Source organism: Haloarcula sp. H-hyl2 (genome assembly GCF_056934385.1).
In genome coordinates, this window is sequence record NZ_JBRIIJ010000001.1 from 1,824,420 (window position 1) to 1,846,951 (window position 22,532).

General features: G+C 65.8%; 21 protein-coding genes and 1 pseudogene. 12 read left to right on the forward strand and 10 right to left on the reverse strand.

What is annotated here, in order from left to right; translation table 11 throughout:
- The first annotated feature begins 104 nt into the window (after window positions 1-104).
- The 3 genes from pstC to pstB are packed head-to-tail and all read left to right on the forward strand — an operon-like array spanning window position 105 to window position 3,627.
- Window positions 105-1,115: a phosphate ABC transporter permease subunit PstC gene (gene pstC, locus Hhyl2_RS09560; protein ID WP_483550510.1), complete on the forward strand. Its 1,011-nt coding sequence runs from the start codon at window positions 105-107 to the stop codon at window positions 1,113-1,115.
- Window positions 1,115-2,761: a phosphate ABC transporter permease PstA gene (gene pstA / locus Hhyl2_RS09565; protein WP_483550511.1), complete on the forward strand. Its 1,647-nt coding sequence runs from the start codon at window positions 1,115-1,117 to the stop codon at window positions 2,759-2,761. Before pstC ends, pstA begins: the two co-directional genes overlap by 1 nt.
- Entirely contained in the window at window positions 2,761-3,627 is an 867-nt protein-coding gene (pstB, locus tag Hhyl2_RS09570) for a phosphate ABC transporter ATP-binding protein PstB (RefSeq protein ID WP_483550512.1), read from the forward strand. The genes pstA and pstB overlap by 1 nt, the downstream gene beginning before the upstream one ends.
- A 1-nt stretch (window position 3,628) precedes the next feature.
- Here pstB and Hhyl2_RS09575 read toward each other — a convergent pair whose 3' ends face one another.
- The 3 genes from Hhyl2_RS09575 to Hhyl2_RS09585 form a co-directional block, all read right to left on the reverse strand.
- Window positions 3,629-4,474 carry a TatD family hydrolase gene (locus Hhyl2_RS09575; RefSeq protein WP_483550513.1) on the reverse strand — a complete coding sequence of 282 codons (846 nt, stop codon included), beginning with the start codon at window positions 4,472-4,474 and terminating at the stop codon, window positions 3,629-3,631.
- A gap of 30 nt (window positions 4,475-4,504) precedes the next feature.
- Entirely contained in the window at window positions 4,505-4,966 is a 462-nt protein-coding gene (locus Hhyl2_RS09580) for an NYN domain-containing protein (RefSeq protein WP_483550514.1), read from the reverse strand.
- Between the two features lie 278 nt (window positions 4,967-5,244).
- Window positions 5,245-6,312, reverse strand: a complete 1,068-nt coding sequence (locus tag Hhyl2_RS09585; RefSeq protein ID WP_483550515.1) for a right-handed parallel beta-helix repeat-containing protein — start codon at window positions 6,310-6,312, stop codon at window positions 5,245-5,247.
- A gap of 218 nt (window positions 6,313-6,530) precedes the next feature.
- On the opposite strand from Hhyl2_RS09585, the gene Hhyl2_RS09590 reads away from it, so the two are divergent.
- Window positions 6,531-10,721, forward strand: coding sequence for a PAS domain S-box protein (locus Hhyl2_RS09590; RefSeq protein WP_483550516.1), 4,191 nt, complete (start codon window positions 6,531-6,533; stop codon window positions 10,719-10,721).
- Here Hhyl2_RS09590 and Hhyl2_RS09595 read toward each other — a convergent pair.
- From Hhyl2_RS09595 to Hhyl2_RS09605, 3 genes are all read right to left on the reverse strand, one after another.
- Entirely contained in the window at window positions 10,718-11,086 is a 369-nt protein-coding gene (locus tag Hhyl2_RS09595; RefSeq protein ID WP_483550517.1) for a response regulator, read from the reverse strand. The two genes, Hhyl2_RS09590 and Hhyl2_RS09595, sit on opposite strands and share 4 nt — an antisense overlap.
- Before the next feature lie 37 nt (window positions 11,087-11,123).
- Window positions 11,124-11,333, reverse strand: a complete 210-nt coding sequence (locus Hhyl2_RS09600) for a DUF7511 domain-containing protein (RefSeq protein WP_483550518.1) — start codon at window positions 11,331-11,333, stop codon at window positions 11,124-11,126.
- A 113-nt stretch (window positions 11,334-11,446) separates the two neighbouring features.
- Complete coding sequence (locus Hhyl2_RS09605) at window positions 11,447-11,617, reverse strand: DUF7838 family putative zinc beta-ribbon protein (RefSeq protein WP_483550519.1); 171 nt, start codon at window positions 11,615-11,617, stop codon at window positions 11,447-11,449.
- 89 nt (window positions 11,618-11,706) lie between these two features.
- Here Hhyl2_RS09605 and msrA point away from each other — a divergent pair, with 89 nt between their 5' ends.
- Together msrA and Hhyl2_RS09615 are read left to right on the forward strand one after the other, a co-directional pair.
- Entirely contained in the window at window positions 11,707-12,363 is a 657-nt protein-coding gene (gene msrA, locus Hhyl2_RS09610; protein WP_483550520.1) for a peptide-methionine (S)-S-oxide reductase MsrA, read from the forward strand.
- A gap of 48 nt (window positions 12,364-12,411) precedes the next feature.
- A complete protein-coding gene (locus Hhyl2_RS09615; RefSeq protein WP_483550521.1) occupies window positions 12,412-12,948 on the forward strand; it encodes a cob(I)yrinic acid a,c-diamide adenosyltransferase in 537 nt (178 codons plus the stop codon).
- Window positions 12,949-13,111: 163 nt separating this feature from the next.
- On the opposite strand, the gene Hhyl2_RS09620 is transcribed toward Hhyl2_RS09615, so the two are convergent.
- The gene (locus tag Hhyl2_RS09620) at window positions 13,112-14,323 is read right to left on the reverse strand and encodes a DUF4352 domain-containing protein (protein ID WP_483550522.1); all 1,212 of its coding nucleotides are present in this window, start codon (window positions 14,321-14,323) and stop codon (window positions 13,112-13,114) included.
- 142 nt (window positions 14,324-14,465) lie between these two features.
- Between Hhyl2_RS09620 and Hhyl2_RS09625 the strand changes: the two are divergent.
- The 3 genes and pseudogenes from Hhyl2_RS09625 to Hhyl2_RS09635 all read left to right on the forward strand — a co-directional run.
- Window positions 14,466-14,642 (forward strand): annotated as a pseudogene (locus Hhyl2_RS09625) (HVO_2922 family protein); the annotation flags it as partial.
- A gap of 48 nt (window positions 14,643-14,690) precedes the next feature.
- Window positions 14,691-15,665 (forward strand): phosphomevalonate decarboxylase MvaD, encoded by a 975-nt coding sequence (gene mvaD / locus Hhyl2_RS09630; protein WP_483550523.1) that lies wholly within the window; start codon window positions 14,691-14,693, stop codon window positions 15,663-15,665.
- Between the two features lie 35 nt (window positions 15,666-15,700).
- On the forward strand, window positions 15,701-16,888 hold the full coding sequence (locus Hhyl2_RS09635; protein ID WP_483550524.1) for an NAD(P)/FAD-dependent oxidoreductase: 1,188 nt from the start codon (window positions 15,701-15,703) through the stop codon (window positions 16,886-16,888).
- A gap of 15 nt (window positions 16,889-16,903) precedes the next feature.
- Here Hhyl2_RS09635 and Hhyl2_RS09640 read toward each other — a convergent pair whose 3' ends face one another.
- On the reverse strand, window positions 16,904-17,917 hold the full coding sequence (locus Hhyl2_RS09640) for a chemotaxis protein CheW (RefSeq protein ID WP_483550525.1): 1,014 nt from the start codon (window positions 17,915-17,917) through the stop codon (window positions 16,904-16,906).
- The gene (locus Hhyl2_RS09645; RefSeq protein WP_483550526.1) at window positions 17,914-18,807 is read right to left on the reverse strand and encodes a ParA family protein; all 894 of its coding nucleotides are present in this window, start codon (window positions 18,805-18,807) and stop codon (window positions 17,914-17,916) included. The genes Hhyl2_RS09640 and Hhyl2_RS09645 overlap by 4 nt, the downstream gene beginning before the upstream one ends.
- 171 nt (window positions 18,808-18,978) lie before the next feature.
- On the opposite strand from Hhyl2_RS09645, the gene Hhyl2_RS09650 reads away from it, so the two are divergent.
- Window positions 18,979-19,473 (forward strand): FlaD/FlaE family flagellar protein, encoded by a 495-nt coding sequence (locus tag Hhyl2_RS09650; RefSeq protein WP_483550527.1) that lies wholly within the window; start codon window positions 18,979-18,981, stop codon window positions 19,471-19,473.
- Between the two features lie 78 nt (window positions 19,474-19,551).
- On the forward strand, window positions 19,552-20,634 hold the full coding sequence (locus Hhyl2_RS09655; protein WP_483550528.1) for an actin-like salactin: 1,083 nt from the start codon (window positions 19,552-19,554) through the stop codon (window positions 20,632-20,634).
- A gap of 25 nt (window positions 20,635-20,659) precedes the next feature.
- On the opposite strand, the gene Hhyl2_RS09660 is transcribed toward Hhyl2_RS09655, so the two are convergent.
- Window positions 20,660-20,845, reverse strand: a complete 186-nt coding sequence (locus tag Hhyl2_RS09660) for a hypothetical protein (protein ID WP_483550529.1) — start codon at window positions 20,843-20,845, stop codon at window positions 20,660-20,662.
- 205 nt (window positions 20,846-21,050) lie between these two features.
- Here Hhyl2_RS09660 and Hhyl2_RS09665 point away from each other — a divergent pair, with 205 nt between their 5' ends.
- On the forward strand, window positions 21,051-22,499 hold the full coding sequence (locus Hhyl2_RS09665; RefSeq protein WP_483550530.1) for a hypothetical protein: 1,449 nt from the start codon (window positions 21,051-21,053) through the stop codon (window positions 22,497-22,499).
- The last annotated feature ends 33 nt before the right edge of the window (window positions 22,500-22,532 follow it).

Genomic DNA, 22,532 nt, shown 5'->3' on the forward strand with positions numbered 1-22,532 from the left:
CGCCGCTGCCGGTCGAATCATAGCCAGCTATACAGACACAATAGAACTATGGATACACTTCGAGTCCTTTTTGCCACGACCCGATATAGGAGCCAACGAGCACGATGAGCAACGAGGGACAGACCCCGGACCTATCGGGAGACCGGGGATTCAGGACGGTCCGGGAGTCGGCCTACAAGTATGCCCTGGCGGGCTGTGCTGTGCTGTCTGTCCTTACGACCGTCAGTATCGTCGCAGTCCTGGTGCTCGACGCCGCGGACTTCTTCGCGGCGTACCCCATCATGGACTTCCTGACGGGGACGACGTTCCAGCCGAACCTCGAACCCATCTCCTTTGGCGTGTTACCCCTCGTGCTGGGAACGTTCCTCATCACGTTCGGCGCGGCGATCCTCGCGCTGCCGATCGGTCTGTTGACCGCGATCTATCTCAGCGAGTACGCGAGCGAGCGCACGCGATCGATCCTGAAACCGATGCTCGAAGTGCTGGCCGGCGTCCCCACGGTCGTCTACGGGTACTTCGCGCTCGTCTACATCACACCCGCACTGAACGTTCTCATCAACACGGTCAACGCGACGCTGGGGCTTGGACTCCCGACGCTCGGGCTCTTCAACGCGCTCTCGGCGTCGATCGTCGTCGGCATCATGATCATCCCGATGGTCTCCTCGATCAGTGAAGACGCGATGAGTTCGGTGCCGGACTCGCTGCGTCAGGCCGGCTACGGCCTCGGCGCGACGAAGTTCAACGTCTCGGTGACTATCGTCGTGCCGGCGGCGGTCTCCGGTATCGCGTCGTCGTTCATCCTCGCGATCTCCAGGGCTATCGGCGAGACGATGGCCGTCGTGGTCGCTGCCGGGTCTCAGCCCCCGGACATCCCACCAGTCAGGTCCGCGTTCGGCGTGCCCTACGTCGCACCGGGCGACATCCTGGGGCTGTACGCCGAGAGTTCCGCGACGATGACCGCCTCGATGGTCCAGATCGTGGGTGGTGACCTCACCGGTGGCTCGACGGCGTACAAGTCACTGTTCGCCATCGGGATCACGCTGTTCGTCATCACGCTGTCGATGAACATCGTGAGCAACATCGTCGCGAGTCGCTACCGGGAGGTCTACGAGTAATGGCGACAGAGACACAGACACCGTCGGAGTTCGGCGAGGTCAGCCGGATCAAGGGTATCGTCTTCAAAACCGTCGCCTTCGTCGCGTCCATCGTCGGTATCCTCGCGCTGGGCGTGTTGCTGGCCTACGTCTTCTGGGACGCACTGGGCCTGGACAGCGCCGGCATCGAGTGGTACCTGACCTACACCGGGACGCTGCTGGTCCCGCTGTTGGGCTTCGGGCTGTACGCCAGGACGCGACCGTCGGTCGTCGCCGGTGCGTTCGAACTGTTCAGTCTGACACTTGGCGGCCTCATGCTGACCGTCGCCGCCGTCATCATCCTCGATATCATCGCCTCGCCGGCTATCTGGTTCGCGTACTTCCTGACCGTCGTCGGGCCCACGCTCGGCCTGTTCGTCTACGGCCAGTACGACCGGGGGGCAACCTGGGTCGGCCTGGGGATGCTCGGGACCGTCGTCCTCGGACCGATCGTCGGGACCCTCGCACTCGGTCCCCTGTCGGGCGTCGGCGCGATGCTGGGCGGTCCGGGCATCTACTTCCTTTCGCTGCTCCTGCCGGCATCGGGCGTCGTCGCCGTCCTCTCCCACGAGCGACTCGGTCTCGACCGCCGCCGGAGCGCCCTCGCCGGCGCCGCGCTCCCGGTCCTGGCGATCGCCGGCGTCCCAGTGATCGACACGGTACCGGCGATCACACGCTCCGTCTGGCTCATCGGCCTCGTGATGTTCGGCCTCCCGGTCGGCTTCGCGGCGGCCAATACCGTCCGCCAGCGCGATCGGTGGGCCGCGTTCGCGCTGCCCGTCGTCGCGGTCGTCGGCTTCCTGCTCGGCGAGACTGTCGTGACGACCATCGGCGCGACACAGCCCTCGCCGTGGCTCGACTGGCAGTTCCTCACCAGTCCACCGGCGATCACGAACGCCGCCGAAGCGGGCCTCTACCCGGCGATCATCGGTTCGGTGTTCCTGATCTCGCTGGTCAGCGTCTTCACGTTCGTCTTCGGCGTCGGGACGGCGATCTACCTGGAGGAGTACGCTCCGTCGAGCGGACTGGTCGGTTCGCTCACCCGGATCATCAACGTCAACATCTCGAACCTGGCCGGCGTCCCGTCGGTCGTCTACGGGCTCCTGGGCCTGGGTGTCTTCGTCAACATCAACGCTCAGTTCGGCCCGGTGACCTACGGCGGGTTCGGCGTCGGGACGGTGCTGACGGCGTCGATGACGCTCTCACTGTTGATCCTCCCGATCGTCGTCATCTCGGCACAGGAGGCGATCCGCTCGGTGCCGGACTCGCTCCGGCAAGCGTCCTACGGGATGGGAGCGACCCGCTGGCAGACGATCCGGAACGTCGTCCTGCCGCGGTCGCTCCCGGGGATCCTGACCGGGACGATCCTGGCACTGGGCCGTGCTATCGGCGAAACCGCGCCGCTGATCATCGTCGGTGTGGCGACGACGAAGTTCACCCCACCGTCGGGGATACTGAGCAAACTCTCCGCGATGCCGATGCAGATCTATGCCTGGGCGTTCCAACCCTCTGCGGACTTCCGGTACGGAGTCGTCGCGGCCGGGGTCGTGACGCTGCTCATCGTCCTGCTGACGATGAACTCCGTCGCGATCCTCGTGCGCAACAAATACCAACAGGAGGCTGACTAATGACACAGAACATGGCGAGCGACACGGAGACAGAATCGGACGACAGCGGGTTCGTCGAGACCGAGCCCGGCACGGGCGGTCTCGACGAGCGTGCCCGCGAACAACCCACCGCGGCCGGGACGGTCATCGAGTCCCGGAACCTGGACGTCTTCTACGGCGAGACCCAGGCACTGCAGGACATCAGCCTGAAGATTCCCGAGAACCAGGTGACCGCGATGATCGGCCCCTCGGGCTGTGGGAAGTCGACGTTCCTGCGGTGTATCAACCGCATGAACGACCTCATCGATATCGCTCGCGTCGAGGGTGAGCTCACCTTCAAGGGCAAGAACGTCTACGACGCCGACGTCGACCCCGTCGCGCTTCGCCGGCGGATCGGGATGGTGTTCCAGCATCCCAACCCCTTCCCCAAGAGCATCTACGACAACGTCGCCTACGGCCTGCGGATCCAGGACAAGACCGAGGACATCGACGCCGTCGTCGAGGAGTCCCTGAAGAAAGCGGCACTGTGGGACGAGGTCAAGGACCGCCTCGACGAGTCGGCACTCGACCTCTCCGGCGGGCAACAGCAGCGGCTCTGTATCGCGCGAGCCATCGCCGTCGATCCGGAGGTCGTCCTGATGGACGAACCCGCCTCCGCGCTGGACCCCATCGCCACCTCCCAGATCGAGGACCTTATCGAGGAACTGGCCACCGAGTACACCGTGGTCATCGTCACCCACAACATGCAACAGGCCGCCCGTATCTCCGACAAGACGGCGGTCTTCCTCACGGGTGGCGAACTCGTCGAGTTCGACGACACCAACAAGATCTTCGAGAATCCCGAGAGCCAGCGCGTCGAGGACTACATCACCGGGAAGTTCGGCTGAGTTACTCCGCGAGCGTCGCTTCCGTGTCGATCCCGTAGACCTCCTTGGGCGTCTCCACACAGGCGGTCCTGACCGCCTGCTCGTGTCCGTTCTCCAGTAGCCACCGCACACGGCGCGGGACCGTCTTCGGCCCCAGTACGGCGCCGGGTCGGTCCGGGTCGTCTATGTAGTCCGTCTCCAGCAGGAACGGGTCGCCCTCCTCGATAGCGATCTCGATCTCGTCTTTGTCCGCGAGCACGGACTTCGTCGGCCCTCGGAGTCGGCCACCCGAGTAGTGTTTGACGACCTGCTGACGGTCCATCCCCTCGGCCTCGGCCCACTGTGCGACCGCCTCGAACTCTTCGCCACCCTCGGTATGGAGTTGGATGGCGAACTCCCCCTCGGCCGCGAGCGCGAAGCCGTGGCGCATCACCTCGTTCGAGGCCTCCCAGACCGCATCCTCGACCTCGTAGTGTGGGCGGCCGGACTTGATCGCCAGCGCCGGCCCGTCGGTGACGTACTCGGCGGCGATGTCGAGCCCGGTCTGCATGATGTCACGGGCTTCCGCGGGCGTGTAGCCGTCCTCGACGAGTTTCGAGATCAGTGCCGGATGCACACCCAGGACCGGCCAGGCACGACCGGGAAGGACGTCCGTCGCGTCCGCGACGGCCTCGACGGTCAGGTCGAACGTCTCGCGGAACGCGTCCGCGTCGGTGGCCGCCTCGACGAGGTGCCAGGACGGCTTGTTCAACACGAGCAGGTGGGTCCCACCGTGGTCGGCGAACTCGGCAGCTGCCTCGGTATTGCGCCCCTGGACGGGGTCGAGATGCAGATGGTTGTCCAGGACGGGCGTCTCGTCGATGTCCATGTAGCCGGGTCGGCACGCGCCCGGTAAAACCTATTCGACGTCGCCGTCGAGCGACAGCGCATCCTGGGCAGCGTTCTGCAGTGCGTCCGAGCGGCCGTGTTCGCCCGGTGCGACGGCGACGGTCCGGACGCCCTCCCGGGCAGCGACCTCCAGTGCTGGCTTGAAATCCGTATCCCGTGAGGCGATCACGAGCACGTCGATGCGGTCGTCGACGGCCGCCGCCGTCGCGTCCACTGCAAGCCGTACGTCGACGTCACCGCTGGTCGTGACGACCTCGAACCCGCGGGCCTCGCCCGCCTGGATGAGGCCCGGCGAGGCGTTCTCGTCCAGATACAGCCGTGTCGTCGCCAACGCGCCGTAGGACTCGGCCAGCAATCGAACGTCGTCGAGGTCCACGTCGAACTCCGATCGGAGGACGTTCGGCCCGTCGACGAACAACCCGACTCTGGTTCTGTCGTCGCCCGCCCCACGCAGTCGACCCAGCAGCTCCATACGGCTCTATCTCAGACGGGTCGGTTTCAATGTGCTGTTTCCATCCGTCGGATAGTAAACCAATATCCGCTATAGCAAATCGGCACGCGCACGCTCGACAAATTTCGAACGGGAGTTCAGGGGGCTGCGTGACAGGATCGAACGACTGATCGCTGCGGCGAGCGAGACAGTCGACATCAGACGGTGAGGCGTCACCCGCCCGGGAGGCGCTAACGCCACCGCTCTCCCCGGCCCATCGACCCGGAACCGACAGCGATTCTCCCTAGGAGCGGTCTTTCCTACGCCGTCGCGGTCCGGGTCGAGACGTTCTGGGTCTGCCAGTCGCCAGTCGCCTCGCGCGTGTCGACGCCGACCGCGTCCGGCGAGTCGGCCGTCGTGACCACCGCATTCCGAACGGTCCACGGGCCGCTCGTCCCGAAGGCGTAGACGCCGCGGATACCGCCGCCGAGGCGACTGTCCGCGATACTCCAGGCGCCGGTCGTCCGGCCGGCGAACACAGCGACTCCGCTGGTCCTGATGTCGGCACCCGTGACGGTCCAGGCACCCGATGAACGCGGGGCCGTGACGCCGATAGAACTCTCACGGACGGTCAGCGCCTCGGCGCGCCAGTCGCCGGTCGACCGGATCGCTTTGAGCCCCCGTTCGGCGTCGCTGATCCGGGCTGTCGTGACCGTCCAGTCGCCGCTCGTGCCGGTCGCGTCGATGCCGTCGGTGGCGGGTTGGGTGACTACCACGTCCGAAACGCGCCAGTCGCCACGGGTCCGTGCCGCGTCGATGCCGTCGCCGTCCGGCGAGGCGAATCGACTGTCCGTGATCGTCCAGTCACCGCTGGACCGGGCAGCGTAGAGAGCGTCGTCACCGGTCGCAGCGACGGTCGTGTTCTCGACAGCCCACGCTCCGGTCGAGTTGCTGGCCTCGATACCGACAGTACCGCCGATCACCGTGACCTCCGAGACAGTCCAGTCGCCCGCCGTCCCGTTGGCCCAGACACCGACCGTGTAGTAGCGGACCGTGAATCCGCGGATGGTCGCGTCACTCGATCGATCCAGGTACAGCGCCGCGCTGTCGCTGAAGCGGCCACCGTCGAGTATCGCACCGTCCGGGGCGACCAGCGTCACGTCATCAGCCACGCGCACCCGTTCACGGTAGATACCCGGCCGTACTTCGACGGTATCGCCGTCGTCGGCGGCCGCAAGTGCTCTACCGATCGTCCGAAACTCGGCGCTCCCGTCGGCAGCGACAGTGAGTCGCTCTGTGGCGTCTGCCTGTGCAACCGTCGTTCCCTGCACTGGCACCGTCAGGGAGAGCACGAGGAACACACAGATAGAGAGCTGTTTCAGTGACATATTCGAGGCTTGTTCCCGGACAGACGTAAACTATCTGTCCGGCGGACGGTGGTTTGCTATCGCGACATTCAGTTTATCGACGCGGACTGTCCCGAATGTCGTCACAGCGGGCGTATCGCCACGAGTGGGGCCAAAATACTGTGGGCAGTATTTCGCGGCTGATAACGAGGCCGGGGAGTATATGTGTCTCGCGCCGTTCCTACGGTTGTAATCGCAGTATGTCGGAGGAAGTCGATGTCCTGCACGTCCGGCCGTCGGACGACGGGGCACCCATACTCGCTGCCGAGGAGGTCCGAGCCGTTACGTCGCAGGATGCGGCGTTGGAGATACTCGACGCCCACCAACCAGAGGTTATCGTCTGTGAATACAGGCTCGACGGGCCGGAGAGTGGCCTGGACGTCCTCGAAGCGGTTCGTCGGGTCGACGAAACGGTCCCGGTTCTCCTCTGTACGGCGACGCCGGACGGGAGTGTAGCGGCCACGGCGACACGCCGCGACGTCACCGAGTACGTCCCACGGAGCGAGGCCGACGTCGACGAACGGATCCGGACACATCGCGACGGACAGCGACCGGACGAGAACCTCCCAGTGACGTTCGAGTCGTCGTTCGACGCCATCGCGGGGAGCATCAACGACGCGGTCGTCAGCATCGACGCCGAGAGTCGGATCGTCTACGCGAACGACTCGCTCGTGGAGATGACCGGCTACGAGCGCGAGGCGTTGATCGGCGAGCCGTTCGTGAAGCTGATCCCCGACCATCTGGAGACGCCTCATCTCGACGGGCTCGCCCAGTACGTCGAGAGCGGCGACCGGACCATCGACTGGGACTATCTCGAGCTACCGCTGCTAACTGCCTCCGGCACGGAACTGACTGTCGGGGTCTCCTTCGGCGACTTCGAGTACGGCGGGACCTGGTACTGTACTGGCGTCGTGCGGGACATCTCCGATCGGAAAGAGCGAGAGGAGACGCTCAAGGAGACCAACCGCCGCCTCGACCTCGCCCTGGACGGGACAGACACCGGTGTCTACGAGTGGAACCTCGGGACCGGCGAGATCAAGTGGGACGACGCGACGGCGGCCCTGTTCGAGACGACGCCGGACGCGTTCGGGGGGACGGTCGAGGAGTTCCACGAGTTCGTCCACCCCGAGGACCGGGACGACCTGGCGCGCGCGTTCGAGGCGGCACGCGAGACTGACGAGCAGTTCGAAGCGGAGTTCCGCGCGCTCGTCGACGGCGACGTCAGATGGATCTACACCAGTGGTGTCGTCGAGGAACGGGACGTCCAGGCCCCGCGGTTGGTCGCCATCGCGACCGACATCACGGAGCAACGCCAGCGCGAGCAGATGCTCCGGGCCAACAACGAATCCCTCCAGGAACTGGCCCGGCTGGCGGCCAACGACGGCCTCAGCCAACGTGAGACGATCGAGCGTGTCCTCGAACTCGGTGCGGACCGACTCGGCCTCTCGCTCGGCTATCTGAGCCAGATCGAGGACGGCGACTACGAGGTCCAGGTACTCGTCGGCGATCACGACATCGTTCAGGAGGGAGTCGAGGTCGACCTCGACCACACCTACTGCCGGCGTGTCGTCGAGAACGGTGAGATGCTCGGCATCCGTGACGCGGCTGCCGAAGGATGGGAGGACAGCGTTCCATTCCAGACCAGTGGCATCGCCTGCTATCTGGGCGGTGCGATCCACGTCGACGGCGAACTCTACGGGACCCTGTGCTTTGCCGACGACGACCCCCGCCCGGAGCCGTTCACCGACGCCGAGCGGACGTTCATCGAGGTGCTCGTCCAGTGGGTGAGCCGCGAGTTGGAGCGCCGGCAGCGCCAGCACGAACTGGAACGCTACGAGGACATCATCGAAGCGGTCGACGACGGCGTCTACGCGCTCGACAGCGAGGGCCACTTCGAGTTCGTCAACGACGCGATGCTCGACCTGACGGGCTACTCGGAGGCGGCGCTACTGGGCTCGCACACCAGCGTCATCAAGACCGACGAGGTCGTCGAACGGGCCGAGACGGTCGTCCGGGAGATGCTGTTCGGCGACCTCGACGACGAAGCGACCTTCGACCTCGCACTCCAGCGAGCGGACGGCGAGAGCTTCCCGGCGGAGGACCACATGACGTTGCTGTGGGAGGACGAGGAGTTCGTCGGGACCGCCGGCGTCATCAGGGATATCACCGAGCGGAAGGAGCGCGAACGGGAACTCGAACTGGCCCGCGAGCGGACCGAGCAGATCCTCCAGCGAGTCGGCGACGCGTTCTTCGCCGTCGACGACACCTGGGAGCTGACGTACTTCAACAGCCGCGCCGAGGTGGTCCTCGACCGTGAGGCCGAGGCGGTCCTGGGTGAGAACCTCTGGGACGTCTTCCCCGACGCTGTCGACTCGAAGTTCTACCGGCAGTACCACAGGGCGATGGACACCCAGGAACGGACGACCTTCGAAGCGTTCTATCCACCCATCGACAAGTGGTTCCAGGTCACCGTCTACCCGTCCGACGACGGCCTCTCGGTGTACTTCCACGATATCACGGACCAGCGACGCCGCGACGAGGCCCTCTCGGGACTGCTGGATACGACCCGCGCACTGATGCAGGCCCACAGACCCGACGAGGTGGCCGAGACGGTCGTGGAAGCAGCCAAACGCGACCTCGGGTTCGACATGAACCTGGTCCGCCTGCACGACGCGGAGCGAGGGACACTGGACGTCGTCACTGCATCCGACAAGTCACCGCGACGGCCGGAGTACGGTGCCGACGAGGGACTCCCCGGCCGAGCGTTCCAGCGGGGCGAGACCGTCCGCGTCGACGACTTCGGCGAGTTCGAGGACAGCGACCTCGTCGACGGCGAGGTCCCCGTCACGGGAGCGATGTACGTTCCGATGGGCGAGCACGGCGTCATGAGCATCGGGACCAACGACCCCGACGGCTTCAACGACACCGACGCCTCGGTCGCCGAAATCCTGGCCTCGAACGCGGCGGCCGCGCTGGACCGTGTCGACCGCGAGCAGGACCTGCTGCGATACCAGACGGTCGTCGAGAACGTCCGGGACATGGTGTACGTCCTCGACACCGAAGGACGGTTCCAGCTCGTCACGGATCCGCTGGCCGAGTGGCTCGGCTTCGACGCCGAGGAGATGCTGGGCGAGCACCCAGTCAGTGTTCTCGACGACCGGGCGGTCGCGACCTTCGAGCGCGGGATCCGGGACCTCCACGAGAGCGGCGCGGACGGGATCAAGATCGAGACCGCGTTGACGACGGCCCGGGGAGACCATCTTCCGGCCGAGATCGAAGTCTCACTCGTCGACGGTGAGAGCTTCCGCGGGACCATCGGCGTCGTCAGAGATCTCACGGAACTCAAACAGGCCCGCGAACAGCTCCAGGAGGAGCAGAATCGCTTTACCTACCTGTTCGACAACCTCCCGGACGCGGTCGTCGAAAGCGAGTTCGTCGACGGCGAACCTATCGTCCAGTCGCTCAACACTGCCTTCACCGACGTCTTCGGGTTCGACCGGGGCGACGTCCTCGGGGCGAACCTCAACGAGTTCATCCTCCCGCCCGGTGAGGAGGTCCACGAGGAGGCCGTCCGACTCGACGAGTTAGGCGAGGCCGGCGAGACAGTCCAGGCGGAGGTCCGCCGCCAGACCGCCAACGGTGCGCGTGACTTCCTGTTCCGAGGTGTCCCGTACAGCCGCCAGGACGGCGAGACTGCCCACGGGTTCGGTATCTACACCGATATCACCGAACAGCGTGAGCGCGAGCGGCGATTGGAGGTCCTCAACCGGGTGTTGCGTCACAACCTCCGGAACGACCTGACGGTCGTGCTGGGCCTGGCCGACGAGGTCGGCGAGCGGGTCGAGGACGAGACACTGTCGGCGTTGCTGGGTCGATTACAGCGCAAGGCCGAGGAGGTCGCCTCCCTCAGCGACCGGGCACGACAGATCGAGCGGTCGGTTCGCCGTGACGACGCCGGCAAGGACCCGGTCGACATCCCGGCCGTCGCCTCCTCCCTGGCGGATACCATCGGCGACCAGTACGACGTCGACATCGACACGACGTTGCCAGCGCAGTCGGCGGCCGCCGCCGATGGTCGCTTGCGCCGGGTGCTCGAAGAACTGCTGGAGAACGCCGTCGAACACGGCGGCCCCGATCCGTCGGTCCGCCTCGACGTTGCCACCGCCGCCGAGACAGTCACCGTCACCGTCGTCGACGACGGACCGGGGATCCCCGACCACGAACTCGAAGTGCTGACCGGCGACGAGCCGATCACCCAGTTGACCCACGGGAGCGGGCTGGGGCTGTGGCTCGTCATCTGGGTGACGAACTCCTACGGCGGAACGGTCGAGTTCGAGACCGGGGACGACGGGACGGCCGTCCAGTTACGGCTCCCGCGGACGGACGTCTAGACGACCTCGCGGATGTGATCGGCGAGGACGCTGTACTGTTCGGTGCCGGTCCCCTTCTGGACGATGTTCGTGACGCCGGCGTCGGCAGCAGCCCCCTCCAGATCCTCCAGTTCCCGTGCGGTAAACAGCAGGAACGGCACGTCGTTCCCCCGGTCCCGAAGGGCGGTACAGAGCTCTAGCCCGTCGAGTTTCGGCATCTTGTAGTCACTCACGATGGCGTCGTACCCCTCCGATCCGATGCGGTCCAGCGCCGCTTCGGGATCGGTCTCCCCAGTGACCTCGAACCCGTCTTCCTGGCCCAGGAACGTCTCGACGATCTCCAGCACGTCGCGGTCTTCGTCGACCAGAAGTACCTCGATACTCATTACCCGTATCTCATCGTCTACGGATATAAAATCCCGGTCAGCGCATCGCCACGGGGTCGACGAACGCCGACCGGTCGGCGCTAAGCCACGTCGAGAGTCGGGCGACACCCGATGCCTCCGGTGGGTGGATCGTACAGCGGTCCGGTCCGTCGCTGTAGTGGACGACCGTCGAGCGCAGTTCCACGTCGGGCGCCGCGGGCTGCTGGGCGTCGTCGACGACCCAGTCGGGAGCGGTGTCGGATTTCATGTCCTCACACGGAGCGTCGACGAGACCCGATAAAACCACTGCTAAGACGGCTCAATAGCGATATAGATGGATGGAGAAGGGGACAGTCCGGCCGCGCAGTCGGGGGAAATCGGCTACGCGACCTGTGCGGTGTCGACCTCGCCGTCGATCCGGACGAAACCGTAGTCACACTCGGGGCAGTGCCACTTGACCTTGGTGCCCAGGTGCATCGTCGTACTGGCGACCTTCCAGAAATCGCGGTACTGGTCACACTTGGGGCAGTAGTGTTCGAGTTCGAGGCTCATAGCTGTCCGTTCCGTGTCGGTGTAATTGAAACTCCCGGTTTGGGCGCCCGAGCGAAGGATAGAACCCGACCGGGACCCTCCCTGTAGTCATGGCAGACACCGACCGGCCGGCCCCACTCGGTCCCGACGAGGACGCGTTGTCGCCCAGCGAGACGCGGACGGCGACGTTCGGACTCGGTTGCTTCTGGGGGCCCGATGCGCGCTTCGGTGCGATGACGGGCGTCGTCAGGACCCGTGTCGGCTACGCCGGCGGCACGGAGCCGTCGCCGAGTTACTACTCGCTCGGGGACCACACCGAAGTGGTCCAGATCGAGTACGACCCCGACGAACTCGCCTACAGCGACCTGCTGGACGTGGCCTGGCGGAGCCACGACCCGTTCTCGACGGCACACAAGCGCCAGTACCGCGGTGTCGTCCTGGTCCACGACGACGACCAGCGGGCGGTCGCCGAGCAGTCACGGGACGCGCTGGCCGAGCGGACCGGCAAGTCCGTCCAGACCCCCATCGAAGACCTCGGGGAGTTCTATCTGGCGGAGGACTATCACCAGAAGTACGAACTCCGGTCGACGCCGGTGCTGGGCGACGAACTGGTCGACGTCTACGGGGACGACCTGGTCGATTCGACCGTCGCGGCGCGGCTCAACGGCTTCGTCGCGGGCCACGGCGACGCCGACCAGCGCGAGGCGTTCCTCGCGCGACTCGACCTCCCGCCGTCGGTGCTCTCCGAGGTCGAGCGGCGGCTGTGAGACGGCACCGACCGCGCCTATAAGAGCGTGGCATCCCCAGTCCCGACTATGACCATCTATACCGGCCGCGGCGATCAGGGCCAGACCGACCTCCGCAACATGGAGCGGGTCTCGAAGGACAGCCGTCGCATCGAGGCCTACGGCACCGTCGACGAGGTGAACGCGCTGGTCGGGGTGGTCCGCCCGACGGGGTACGACGACATCGACGAGAAACTCCGGGCGGTCCAGAACCACCTCCACATCGTCCAGGCCGACTTCGCGAACCCCCAGCCCGAGGACGGCGACCCGCGGCTCACCGAGGCCCACGTCGACGAGGTGGAAGCGCTCATCGACGACGCCAACGAGGAACTGGACCCACTGGAGTCGTTCATTCTCCCCTCAGGCTCGGAACCGGGCGCGAAGCTCCACCACGCACGGGCAGTCTGTCGGCGGGCAGAACGGCGGTCGGTCTCGCTGGCTGCAGAGGAAGCGGGCGTCAACGAGACGGCGATCATCTACCTGAACCGGCTCTCGGACGCCCTCTTTACCCTCGCACGGCTGGTCAACAAGCGCGAGGGCGTCCGTGAGGAGAACCCCGAGTACTGATCAGTCGACGAGGCGCTCCCAGGTATCCCGACACTCCGGACAGAGATAGCCCACGAACCCGTCGACGGTGTGTTTCTCGACGGACGTATCGACGCCACACCGGTGACAGCGCATAGTGCGTCTACCGGGAGTGTGGTAATCGTTATCTAGTCTATACGGGAGATTAGTCCGTCGCTTCGACGGTCCACCCGTAGCCGAAGGGCTTGAGTCGATAGTCGACCGTGACCGAACCGTCGTACCTCGTAACACGGCTGATCGTCCGCGTCTCGCCAGCCGGGATCTCAGCAGAGACGCCCTTGTTCCAGTTGTACCAGGTGTCGGCCTGGTAGGTACTGAACACGCCAGGATCCTCGGTGAAGAGGTACTGCATCACGCCGCGGAACCGGCCGGCAGCATCTCCGGTATTCTCGATTTCGATCTTGTACTCCTGTGGCCCGCTCTTGAACTGCTCGGGGAGCGTCGTGTCGGCGACCTCGAACTCGGGGACCCCGGTCGCCGGGCCGAGTGAGGCCTCGACGTCCGGTGGCGTCTTCGTCGAACCGACGTTCAGCCCCAGCGACAGCGATCCGACGGCGTCCCGTGGCACCGCGTAGGCCACCCAGCCCTCGACGGACTCGCCGGGGTTGACCCGGGCCCGGGTCAGTTCCGGGCCCTCGATGTACTTCGCGTCGATATCCACGATCGAACTGCCGTCTTCCATCTCGAAGAGCCCCTTCGAGAGCTGTCTCCCCTCGCTACTCGCGTTCGCGACGGTCACGCGGGGAACGGCGACGACGCGATCCGAGAGCGTACTCCGGATACCGTCCACGCTGTTGCTCTTCGGGAACAGGAGCGCCTGTTCGTAGCTGACGTCCGTGACAGTGAACCGCAGTCCGTCAGCGCTCTCGATCTCGGTATCCAGCTCCGCTGTCCCTGGTGCGACCTCCAGGGTCGCGTCGAACTCGTCGTTGATCGCGTCGACGCCCGATCCCGGAGTGAGTTCGTACTCACCGGCGACATCGGCGGTGAACTGCCCGATGCTGTGTGACCGGGTCTTGCCGGACTTCAGTTCCTCGGCGTTGAGTTCGGCGGTCTGACCGCCCTCGTCGAGTGTAACCGGCGCCAGTTCGACGACGGCGTTCTCTTCGAGGGGGGCGCCCCCAGTGTTCGCGAAGACGATCTCCCCCTCGAACCTGTCCCCGAACGTCACGTCGCCGGGGAACGAGACGGAGAGTAGTTCCAGCCGTGGCGGTGCCTCGCTGTCGACCTCGAACTCGGGCGTCGGTGTCGGCGTCGGCCCGTCGCTCGAACCGCTCCCGAGCCCCTGTGAGCAGCCGGCCAGTCCCGCGGCGAACGCGGAGCTCCCGATTCCTGCGAGTAGCTGTCTGCGCTTCATACCATCGACAGTAATTCATTCGTTCAAATATCTTGTGAATTTAATTTGGGAGTGGTCAAATATAATCGGTCGGGCTCGCAGACTCTGTAGACGGCCCATAGATTCATGTGACGGACGGGAGTGGCACTCGGTGACGATGTCAGCGACCTTCGAACTCTACACCGACAAGGCCGAGGACTGGCGGTGGCGCCTGCGCCACGACAACGGGAACATCATCGCCGACAGCGGTGAGGGCTACGCCAGCAAAGACAAAGCCAAGCAGGGGATCCGGAGCGTCAAGACGAACGCCCCCGACGCCGAGATCGAGGAACAGGAGTAGGCGAGGGCGGTTCGCAATAGCAAAGTGACCGGCCCGGAAGGGTGAGGTATGAAAGCGACCGCGAAGGCCCACCCGATCCAGGGGTTGGTCAAGTACCACGGGATGCGTGACGAGGAGCTGCGGCTCCCCTATCACGATAGCATCTCGGTCTGTACGGCGCCGAGCAACTCCAAGACCACCGCCGAGTTCGACCCCGACCGGTCGTCGGACACCTACGTCATCGACGGCGAGGCGGTCGACGGGCGCGGGGCCGAACGTATCGACGCCGTCGTCGACCACGTCCGGGAGTTGGCGGGGATCGACCACGGCGTGCGCCTGGAGTCGACGAACAACTTCCCGACGAACATCGGCTTTGGCTCCTCTTCGTCCGGGTTCGCCGCGGCGGCGATGGCGCTGGTCGAGGCGGCCGGCCTGGAGATGAGCCGCCCGGAGATCTCGACAGTCGCCCGTCGAGGCTCGTCGTCGGCCGCTCGCGCAGTCACGGGGGGGTTCTCGCACCTCCGGACCGGGATGAACGACACCGACTGTCGCAGCGAACGCATCGAGACGGATCTGGGCCAGGATCTCCGTATCGTCGCTGGGATGGTCCCCTCCTACAAGGAGACCGAGGCCGCCCACGAGGAGGCCGCAGAGAGCCACATGTTCCAGGCACGGATGGCCCACATCCACCAGCAGATCTCGGACATGCGGGACGCGCTCTACGATGGCGACTTCGACCGTGCGTTCGAACTGGCCGAGCACGACTCGCTGTCGCTGGCCGCGACGACGATGACCGGCCCCGCCGGCTGGGTGTACTGGCAGCCCCGGACCATCGAGATCTTCAATACGGTCCGTGAGCTCCGGACCGAGCAGGACGTGCCGGTGTACTTCTCCGTCGACACCGGCGCGAGCGTCTACGTCAACACCACCGCCGACCACGTCGACCGGGTCGAGTCGGCCATCGCCGACTGCGGTGTCGACACCCGCGTCTGGGACGTCGGTGGTCCCGCTCGGGTCCTCGACGAGGACGCGGCACTGTTCTGAACAGGATTATCAGCGTCGGGACCGAACCGGCGTCCATGCGTGTCGCTGTACTCGGCGCTGGCTACGCCGGCCTGACACTCGCCCGGAAACTCGAACGGACCCTCCCCGAGGACGTCGACCTCGTCGTCGTCGACGAGGACGCCACCCACCTCGTCCAGCACGAACTCCACCGGGTCGTCCGGCGCCCATCGCTGGCCGACGAGATCTCGGTCGACCTCGACGCGGTACTCGACTGCGAGGTCCGGCAGGCCGCGGTCACCGACGTCGATCCCGACGCCGGGACGGCCACGCTGGACGGCACAGAGACGCTCTCCTACGACGTCGGTGCGGTGTGTCTTGGCGCACAGACGGCCTTCTACGACCTCCCCGGCGTGCGCGCCCACGCGACGCCGCTGAAGCGACTCGACCACGCCCGCGAGATCCGCGAGGCGTTCCTGGACCTGTCGGCGGGCCGTGTCGTCGTCGGCGGTGCGGGTCTCTCCGGTGTCCAGGTGGCCGGCGAACTGGCCGCGCTCCGGGACGAGGAGGACACCGACGTCGAGGTCGTCCTGCTCGAACAGGAGGCCGACGTGGCGCCGTCGTTCCCCGAGGCGTTCCAGACGGCCGTCCACGACGCGCTTGTCGACGCCGGCGTCACCGTCCGGACCGGCGTCCAGGTCGCACAGGCCGACGACGACGTGGTCTCCCTGGAGACCGGCGAGACCCTCGCCTACGACCAGTTCGTCTGGACCGGCGGTATCACCGGGACCGAGGCGATGCGGGACGAGCGCCCGGTCGTCCGGGCCGACCTCCGGCTGGGCGACCGGACCTTCGCCGTCGGCGACGCCGCGCGCGTCGTCGACAGCGACGGCGAGGCAGTCCCCGCGAGTGCGTCCGCGGCGATCCGCGAGGCCCGCGTCGCCGGCAGCAACATCGCCGCGCTCGTCGACCACCGACGCGACGGTCGGGGCGGCTTCGAGCCGCGACTCACGCGCTACTCCTTCGACGTCCCCGGCTGGCTCGTCTCGGTCGGCGACGACGCCGTGGCGAAGGTCGGCCCGACGGTGCTGACCGGGCGGCCGGCACTGGCACTGAAGACCACCGTCGGCGCCGGCTACCTGGGAAGCGTCGGTGCCGTCGAGAACGCGGTCGACCTGGTCCGCGAAGAACTGGACGTGGCTGTCGACGAGTCGGTCCCCGACGACGTCGAGGATGCCGTCCACAGGCGTGACGACGGAGAATGAGCGGCGACTAGCGGGCTACTCGTCGTCTTCGAGCGTCGCCTGTTCGAGCGCGTCGTCGGGTTCGATCCAGATGACGAACTGCTCCTGGTCGTCCCGGTCGACGACGCCGTTGATGTACTCGGCGTCGACCGGCGGGTCGTTGACCTGGTCCTCGGTGATGGGTGCGACCTGGCGGACCTCGTCGACGACCCAGCCGATTGCGCCCTGGTCCTCGGACATCTCGGGGTCGAAGACGACGATGAGGTCCTGCGAGCCCTCGTCGTCGACGTCCATCATCGCCGTTGGGTCGAGGATCGTGGTGATCTGCCCGCGGAGGTCGACCACGCCCTCGACGTAGTCGGGGGTGTTCGGCACCCGCGTGATCGTGTCGCGTTTGACGATCTCTTCGACGTACTCGATGTCCAGACAGTAGTGCTCCCCCGAGAGCGTGAACTCCAGGACACGGACCAGTTCCTCGCTCTGGGAGGTCTCCTGACCGACGGCGGCCGCGCGGGCGCCGCCCTCGGCACGAGTCGTCTGCCCCGTTTGCATCGCCTCTTCCAGCAATTGCTGGTCGGGCAGTTGGACTCCAGTGGGCCCCTGCATGGCCGTCGCCGTCGCCGAGACGTCGCCGGGTTGCTCGCCGCCGGGTGCGGCCGCGTCGCCACCCGAGATCTGTGCGGCCGACTGTGCGGCCCGTTCGGCGGCCGAGAGGGCGTCGGCCTGGGACTGTTGCCCGTCGTCGTCCGAGCCTCCGGCCGCCTCGCCCCCACTGGCAGTACCAGAATCGTCGTCGAACCAGCCCGCCGACTCCGCGGTCGGGTCCGCTGTCGCCTGTGTCTCGTCGGTCTGTGTCGTTCCGGCCACTGTCGTCGTGTCCTCCGTCGTCGTCTCGTCGGTCGCGTCGACCGTCTGGGTCTCGTCTACCGTCTCCTCGGCCGACGACTCGTCCGTCGACGCCTCGCTCTCCTCGTCACTGTCTGTCTCCCGGTCCCCTTCGCGCATCTTCCGGATGCGTTCGGCACGGTCCATACGGTCGTCGTCACTCATGCTGTCACCTCTGTGTAGCCGAATGTCCTGTCGAACGCCGCAGCGATCTCCTCGAACACCGCAGCCATATCACAGTGCTCGTCGGCGGCGAACACCGAGTTGCCGGCGCTGAACGCCCGCTGGAGGGCGACGCGTTTCCGGACCTCCCAGACCGGACTGTCCGGGAAGGCCATGTTGAACCACTCCAGCATCGTCTCGTCCTCGGCGGTCGTCTCGACCCGGTTGGCGACGACGCCGAGCATCTCGACGGTGATGTCGGTCTGGCGCTCCATGGCCGCCATCTGGTCCATCAGCAGTTCGATGGCCCGTTCGGAGGTCGCCTCCGTCAGCGCCGGCACGAGGATGTGCTGGGCGGCGTAGACGCCGGTGTCGGTCAGTTTCCCGTAGAACGGCGGGGAGTCGATGATGACGTAGTCGTAGTCGGTGACCGTCGCCAGCGCCCGGTCCAGCGTATCGAGCGCGTGGCTGCCCGAAACCATCTCGGGCGAGACGTTGATGGCGAACGACGCCAGCGTCTCCGGGTCGACGTCCCGGCCCTGTGTCCGCACTCTGGCGATGAGGTCGGCGATGGTCAACTCGTGTTCCGCCTGGAGCATGTCGATGCTCGACGGGACGACGTCCATCTCCTCGTGTTCGACTACCAGTTCCGACAGGAGGTCCGGGTCGCCGGTGAGCGCGTCGAACAGCGTCGGGGGCTGGGCGTCGTACTCGTCGACCAGTCCCAGGCCCTCCGTCGCGTTGCCCTGCGGGTCGAGGTCGACGAAGAGGACGTCCCGACCCCTGTCGTTCAGCGCACCGGCGACGTTGATCGCCACGGTCGTCTTTCCGGTCCCGCCCTTCGCGTTGGTCACACAGACGCGCGCCGGGCCGGCCTCTGCTGGTCTCGTCATCTCGAAGTAGGGGGAACTCGTCGCCCGCCCACTATAAAAATACGCCCCCGATTATCAATGCCCGAACTCGGACACGACGGCGTATTCTCGGGGTAGCGGCCCCGAGCGGGCGTCTGACGGCAGTCAGACAGGGTGGAACTTTTATGTCTCAGTAGCTGAAACGTGTGTACAATGACCATCAATCCGCGCGACTACGACCTCGACGAACTGCGGGAGATGGCCCGCAAGCGCGGCGAGCAGGACAACGGAATGGGCGACGAGGAGTTGCCCGACCCGTCGAACCTCGACATCGGTCTCGACGAAGCCGACGCGGAGAGCCTCAGCGGGAACTCCTTCCGGTCGGGGCTGTATCGGGAGTTGCTCCCGTTCCTGGGCGGCGACGACCTGGAGAAGCCGTATCTGGAGTCGCTCCCCGAGACCTACGCCGCCGAGTTCGTCGTCTTCGAGTGGCTGGAGTTCCTATTGTTGCACTCGGGCTATCAGGGCGCCGACAGCGCGCTGGCGTACTACGAATCGGTCGACTGGATCACCGAGGACGTCTCTGCGGACCTCTCGGACTATCTGCTGGGTATCGAGGAGGCGACGACCAACGAGGGCGACGAACTCGACGTCGACGACCACATGCTCAGCCTGGTCTACATCGCGAAGCTGACCGCGATGACCTGATCGCGGGGCGGGGAAGCTATCAGGTCTGATTCTTGAGGTGAGGTTATATACCACACGGGGGAGAACAGCCTATCGGACATGAGTGAGGACGACGCAGAAACGGGGGACGACGCGGAGCCAGAGAGCTGGGCCGACGGCGGCACAGTACCGATCGGCGTCAAGCTCGGCAGTACCCGGACGGTCATCGCGCTTCCGGACGAGGAGGGCGAGAACCGCATCATCAAGACCCTGACCTGCATGGCGACCTACGAGGACGCCCTCACCGGCGAGGAGAAGATCCTCTACGGCGAGGAGGCCGCCCGCGAGTATCCGGACCGCGTCCAGTACATGCTCCGGTCGGGGCTCCCCGAGGACGCCGACCGCGCCGAGATGACCAAGACGTTCTTCGAGGCGCTCATCGAGGAGAACGACATCCCCGAGGACAGCGGCGTCGTCTACGCGATCCCGACGATCGACAACCCGGCCGGCCTGGAGAACCTCCGGTCGGTCATCGAGGACTCCTCGATCGGGAAGGCGCTGGTCGAGAGCTACCCCGAGTCGCTGTGTGGCTCGATCCCCGCGTTCGGTGACGAACTGGAGGCGATCGACGAGATCTTCGTCGCAGTAAATATGGGCTCGACGAACCTCGAAGCCTCTGCCTACCGGCGGGGCGAACAGCTCGCGCCGTTCACGACGGGCGCGGTGACCGGCAACGAGGTCGACCGGATGATCGCGAACTACGTCGAGGAGGAGACCCAGGGCCGGGTCAACATCGACACCCAGACCGCCCGCGAGTACAAGGAGGAACACGCCGACTTCGTCGACTTCGAGCCCTTCACCGATATCATTCAACAGCCCGGTGGCGGCTCCCACGAGTTCACCATCGAGCGGTCGGTGATGGACGCCGTCAACGAGTATCTGGACGAGGCCGTCGACGAACTCGCCAACACGTTCCTGCCGGAACTGGCCAACGACTACATGAAGGTCTACCAGCTCGCGCTCGATCAACCGATCGTGCTGACTGGCGGGATGGCCTGTATCCCCGGCATCGTCGAGGAGTTCGAGGCGCGTCTCAGCGACGAACTCGATCGGGAGGTCGAGGCGACGGCTGCAGACCAGCCGGACTGTGCGCCGACCATCGGCGCCCAGCGGATCGCCGCACGACTCGTCGAGAACAGCTGACGGCGACGGTAGCGCACGCTTCGTTTCAGGGGTCGCCCCAGCAATCGAGCCACCGCTCGATCCGTGGCCGGTCCCCACACTGGTCTAGCCCCTCGGTACTGGCGATCGTCTCGAACACGTCCACATCGATACGGACCAACGAGTGGCTGCTCGCTCGTCCAGGTCGGTTCCGTGAACGGTCGCCGGTCCGGTCCGCGCGTCGCCGAGACATGCCCTGAGATACGAGAACGTGGCACCTAAATGGCAGTCAGACAGACGTCTGCCAGCGAGCAGACGCGTCAGTATCCGAGCCTACCGTTCACGGATAGTTCCCCGCCCCCTCAGGTAGAATTTTTGCCGGTCGGGGAAAAACACTGCCGGCGAATATCAGGATAGATAAGAGAAAATCAAGTAGAGAGCATTCGTAGAGACGATTGATGGGGAACATTATCATTTTAGATAATTCAGAGGGCGAACTGCCGGATGTCCTCACCAGTACCGGACAGGGTGGGTTCCTGTCCTCGGGCTATCTACTGGAGGCGCCGGCAACTGCGGCCATCGAAGACGGGGAAACACCGCAGTTCGTCCTCACGAACGCGAAATACGGGGTCAGTTTCGAATCGGACACCCACATCGACGAGGTCCGTCCAGGGAGCGGCTACCGGACCGTCGCTGTCGTCACCGATCGGCGGGTACTGATCCTCGTCGGCGGCGTCGACGACGACCACGATAAGGAGTTCTCCGTCCCGCACTCGGAGATCGAACAGGTCGATAGCAGTACCCGACTCCGCCACGGGACGGTCACGATCACGCGAACGGGCGGCGCGACGCTGACACTCCACTGTGGGACCGACGGACTCGACGACGTGACGACCTTCCTGGAGAACGTCTCGCAGGCCTGGGTCCACGCAGAGACGGTACTGGAAGCCGTCAGGTCGTCGCTCGTCGAAGCGAGCGACTACCGCGAAGCGGGCGATATCGAAGCGGCCCGGACAGCGACCGAGACCGCCATGGATCGGCTCGAAGAGGCGAAGGCGACGGTGTCGGGAGTCCCGTCGACACGGGCCGCACAGGCGATGCAACAGCGTGTCGAGACGGTCTCGGCACGGACGATCGAGGTCGATTCCCGGGTCCGACGGAGCTACGTTCATCAGTTGCTCGACCAGGGTGAAGCCCACTGGCGAGCCCAGGAGTACGAGGACGCCTACGACATCTTCGAGCGAGCCATCGGGGAGTACGAGACGCTGCTGTCTCACCCCCACGAACACGTCCCGGAGGTGTCGGCGGTCCAGTCGGAGCGAGAACAACTGCGGGATATCCTCGAGCAACTCGCGGAGGCACCGCTCAAGAACGCCGAGGCGGCAGTTGCAGACGCACAGGCGGCCGACGACACCGAGGATGCCACAGCCTACTGGGCCGAGGCGCTCGAACGCTACCGGACCGCACTCAGACTCGACTGGGGAGCCGAGACGCGGCGGTTCGCCGGCGACCCGGACAGGATCAGAGAACACCTCGGAATCGTTGCGGAGAACCTGACCGCGGCCCGTCGGTCCATCGCCAGCGACGCGACCGAGGCCGGTGACTGGTACGCCGCTGCCGGCCAGTACGAGGCTGCCCTCGAAGAGTTCGCGGTCGCTCACGACGCGTTCGAGGAGGCACTGACGACTGCCCGGGACTGTTATCCGGACGCCGTCGAACACCTCCAGACGGAACTGGACGCCGTCGAGGACCGCATCGAGCGCGCCAGAGCCGAACTCGACGAGGAGAGCGCTCACGAGACGGACCACGTCACCCCCGACATCAACCAGTCCGAGGACAGCCCCACATCCACCGACACCGACGCACACACCGCCGGGGAGAGCACGCAGTCGGTCATCGAGAAGTGAGCGAAGCTGGCGGAATCGTTCAGAAACCCGCAG

Excerpts from the sequence above, each read along its gene's own strand:
- pstC (WP_483550510.1), top strand. The coding sequence starts at position 105 with ATGAGCAACGAGGGACAGACCCCGGACCTATCGGGAGACCGGGGATTC.
- pstA (WP_483550511.1), top strand. The coding sequence starts at position 1,115 with ATGGCGACAGAGACACAGACACCGTCGGAGTTCGGCGAGGTCAGCCGG.
- pstB (WP_483550512.1), top strand. The coding sequence starts at position 2,761 with ATGACACAGAACATGGCGAGCGACACGGAGACAGAATCGGACGACAGC.
- Hhyl2_RS09575 (WP_483550513.1), bottom strand. The coding sequence starts at position 4,474 with ATGGACATCGACGAGACGCCCGTCCTGGACAACCATCTGCATCTCGAC.
- Hhyl2_RS09580 (WP_483550514.1), bottom strand. The coding sequence starts at position 4,966 with ATGGAGCTGCTGGGTCGACTGCGTGGGGCGGGCGACGACAGAACCAGA.
- Hhyl2_RS09585 (WP_483550515.1), bottom strand. The coding sequence starts at position 6,312 with ATGTCACTGAAACAGCTCTCTATCTGTGTGTTCCTCGTGCTCTCCCTG.
- Hhyl2_RS09590 (WP_483550516.1), top strand. The coding sequence starts at position 6,531 with ATGTCGGAGGAAGTCGATGTCCTGCACGTCCGGCCGTCGGACGACGGG.
- Hhyl2_RS09595 (WP_483550517.1), bottom strand. The coding sequence starts at position 11,086 with ATGAGTATCGAGGTACTTCTGGTCGACGAAGACCGCGACGTGCTGGAG.
- Hhyl2_RS09600 (WP_483550518.1), bottom strand. The coding sequence starts at position 11,333 with ATGAAATCCGACACCGCTCCCGACTGGGTCGTCGACGACGCCCAGCAG.
- Hhyl2_RS09605 (WP_483550519.1), bottom strand. The coding sequence starts at position 11,617 with ATGAGCCTCGAACTCGAACACTACTGCCCCAAGTGTGACCAGTACCGC.
- msrA (WP_483550520.1), top strand. The coding sequence starts at position 11,707 with ATGGCAGACACCGACCGGCCGGCCCCACTCGGTCCCGACGAGGACGCG.
- Hhyl2_RS09615 (WP_483550521.1), top strand. The coding sequence starts at position 12,412 with ATGACCATCTATACCGGCCGCGGCGATCAGGGCCAGACCGACCTCCGC.
- Hhyl2_RS09620 (WP_483550522.1), bottom strand. The coding sequence starts at position 14,323 with ATGAAGCGCAGACAGCTACTCGCAGGAATCGGGAGCTCCGCGTTCGCC.
- mvaD (WP_483550523.1), top strand. The coding sequence starts at position 14,691 with ATGAAAGCGACCGCGAAGGCCCACCCGATCCAGGGGTTGGTCAAGTAC.
- Hhyl2_RS09635 (WP_483550524.1), top strand. The coding sequence starts at position 15,701 with ATGCGTGTCGCTGTACTCGGCGCTGGCTACGCCGGCCTGACACTCGCC.
- Hhyl2_RS09640 (WP_483550525.1), bottom strand. The coding sequence starts at position 17,917 with ATGAGTGACGACGACCGTATGGACCGTGCCGAACGCATCCGGAAGATG.
- Hhyl2_RS09645 (WP_483550526.1), bottom strand. The coding sequence starts at position 18,807 with ATGACGAGACCAGCAGAGGCCGGCCCGGCGCGCGTCTGTGTGACCAAC.
- Hhyl2_RS09650 (WP_483550527.1), top strand. The coding sequence starts at position 18,979 with ATGACCATCAATCCGCGCGACTACGACCTCGACGAACTGCGGGAGATG.
- Hhyl2_RS09655 (WP_483550528.1), top strand. The coding sequence starts at position 19,552 with ATGAGTGAGGACGACGCAGAAACGGGGGACGACGCGGAGCCAGAGAGC.
- Hhyl2_RS09660 (WP_483550529.1), bottom strand. The coding sequence starts at position 20,845 with ATGTCTCGGCGACGCGCGGACCGGACCGGCGACCGTTCACGGAACCGA.
- Hhyl2_RS09665 (WP_483550530.1), top strand. The coding sequence starts at position 21,051 with ATGGGGAACATTATCATTTTAGATAATTCAGAGGGCGAACTGCCGGAT.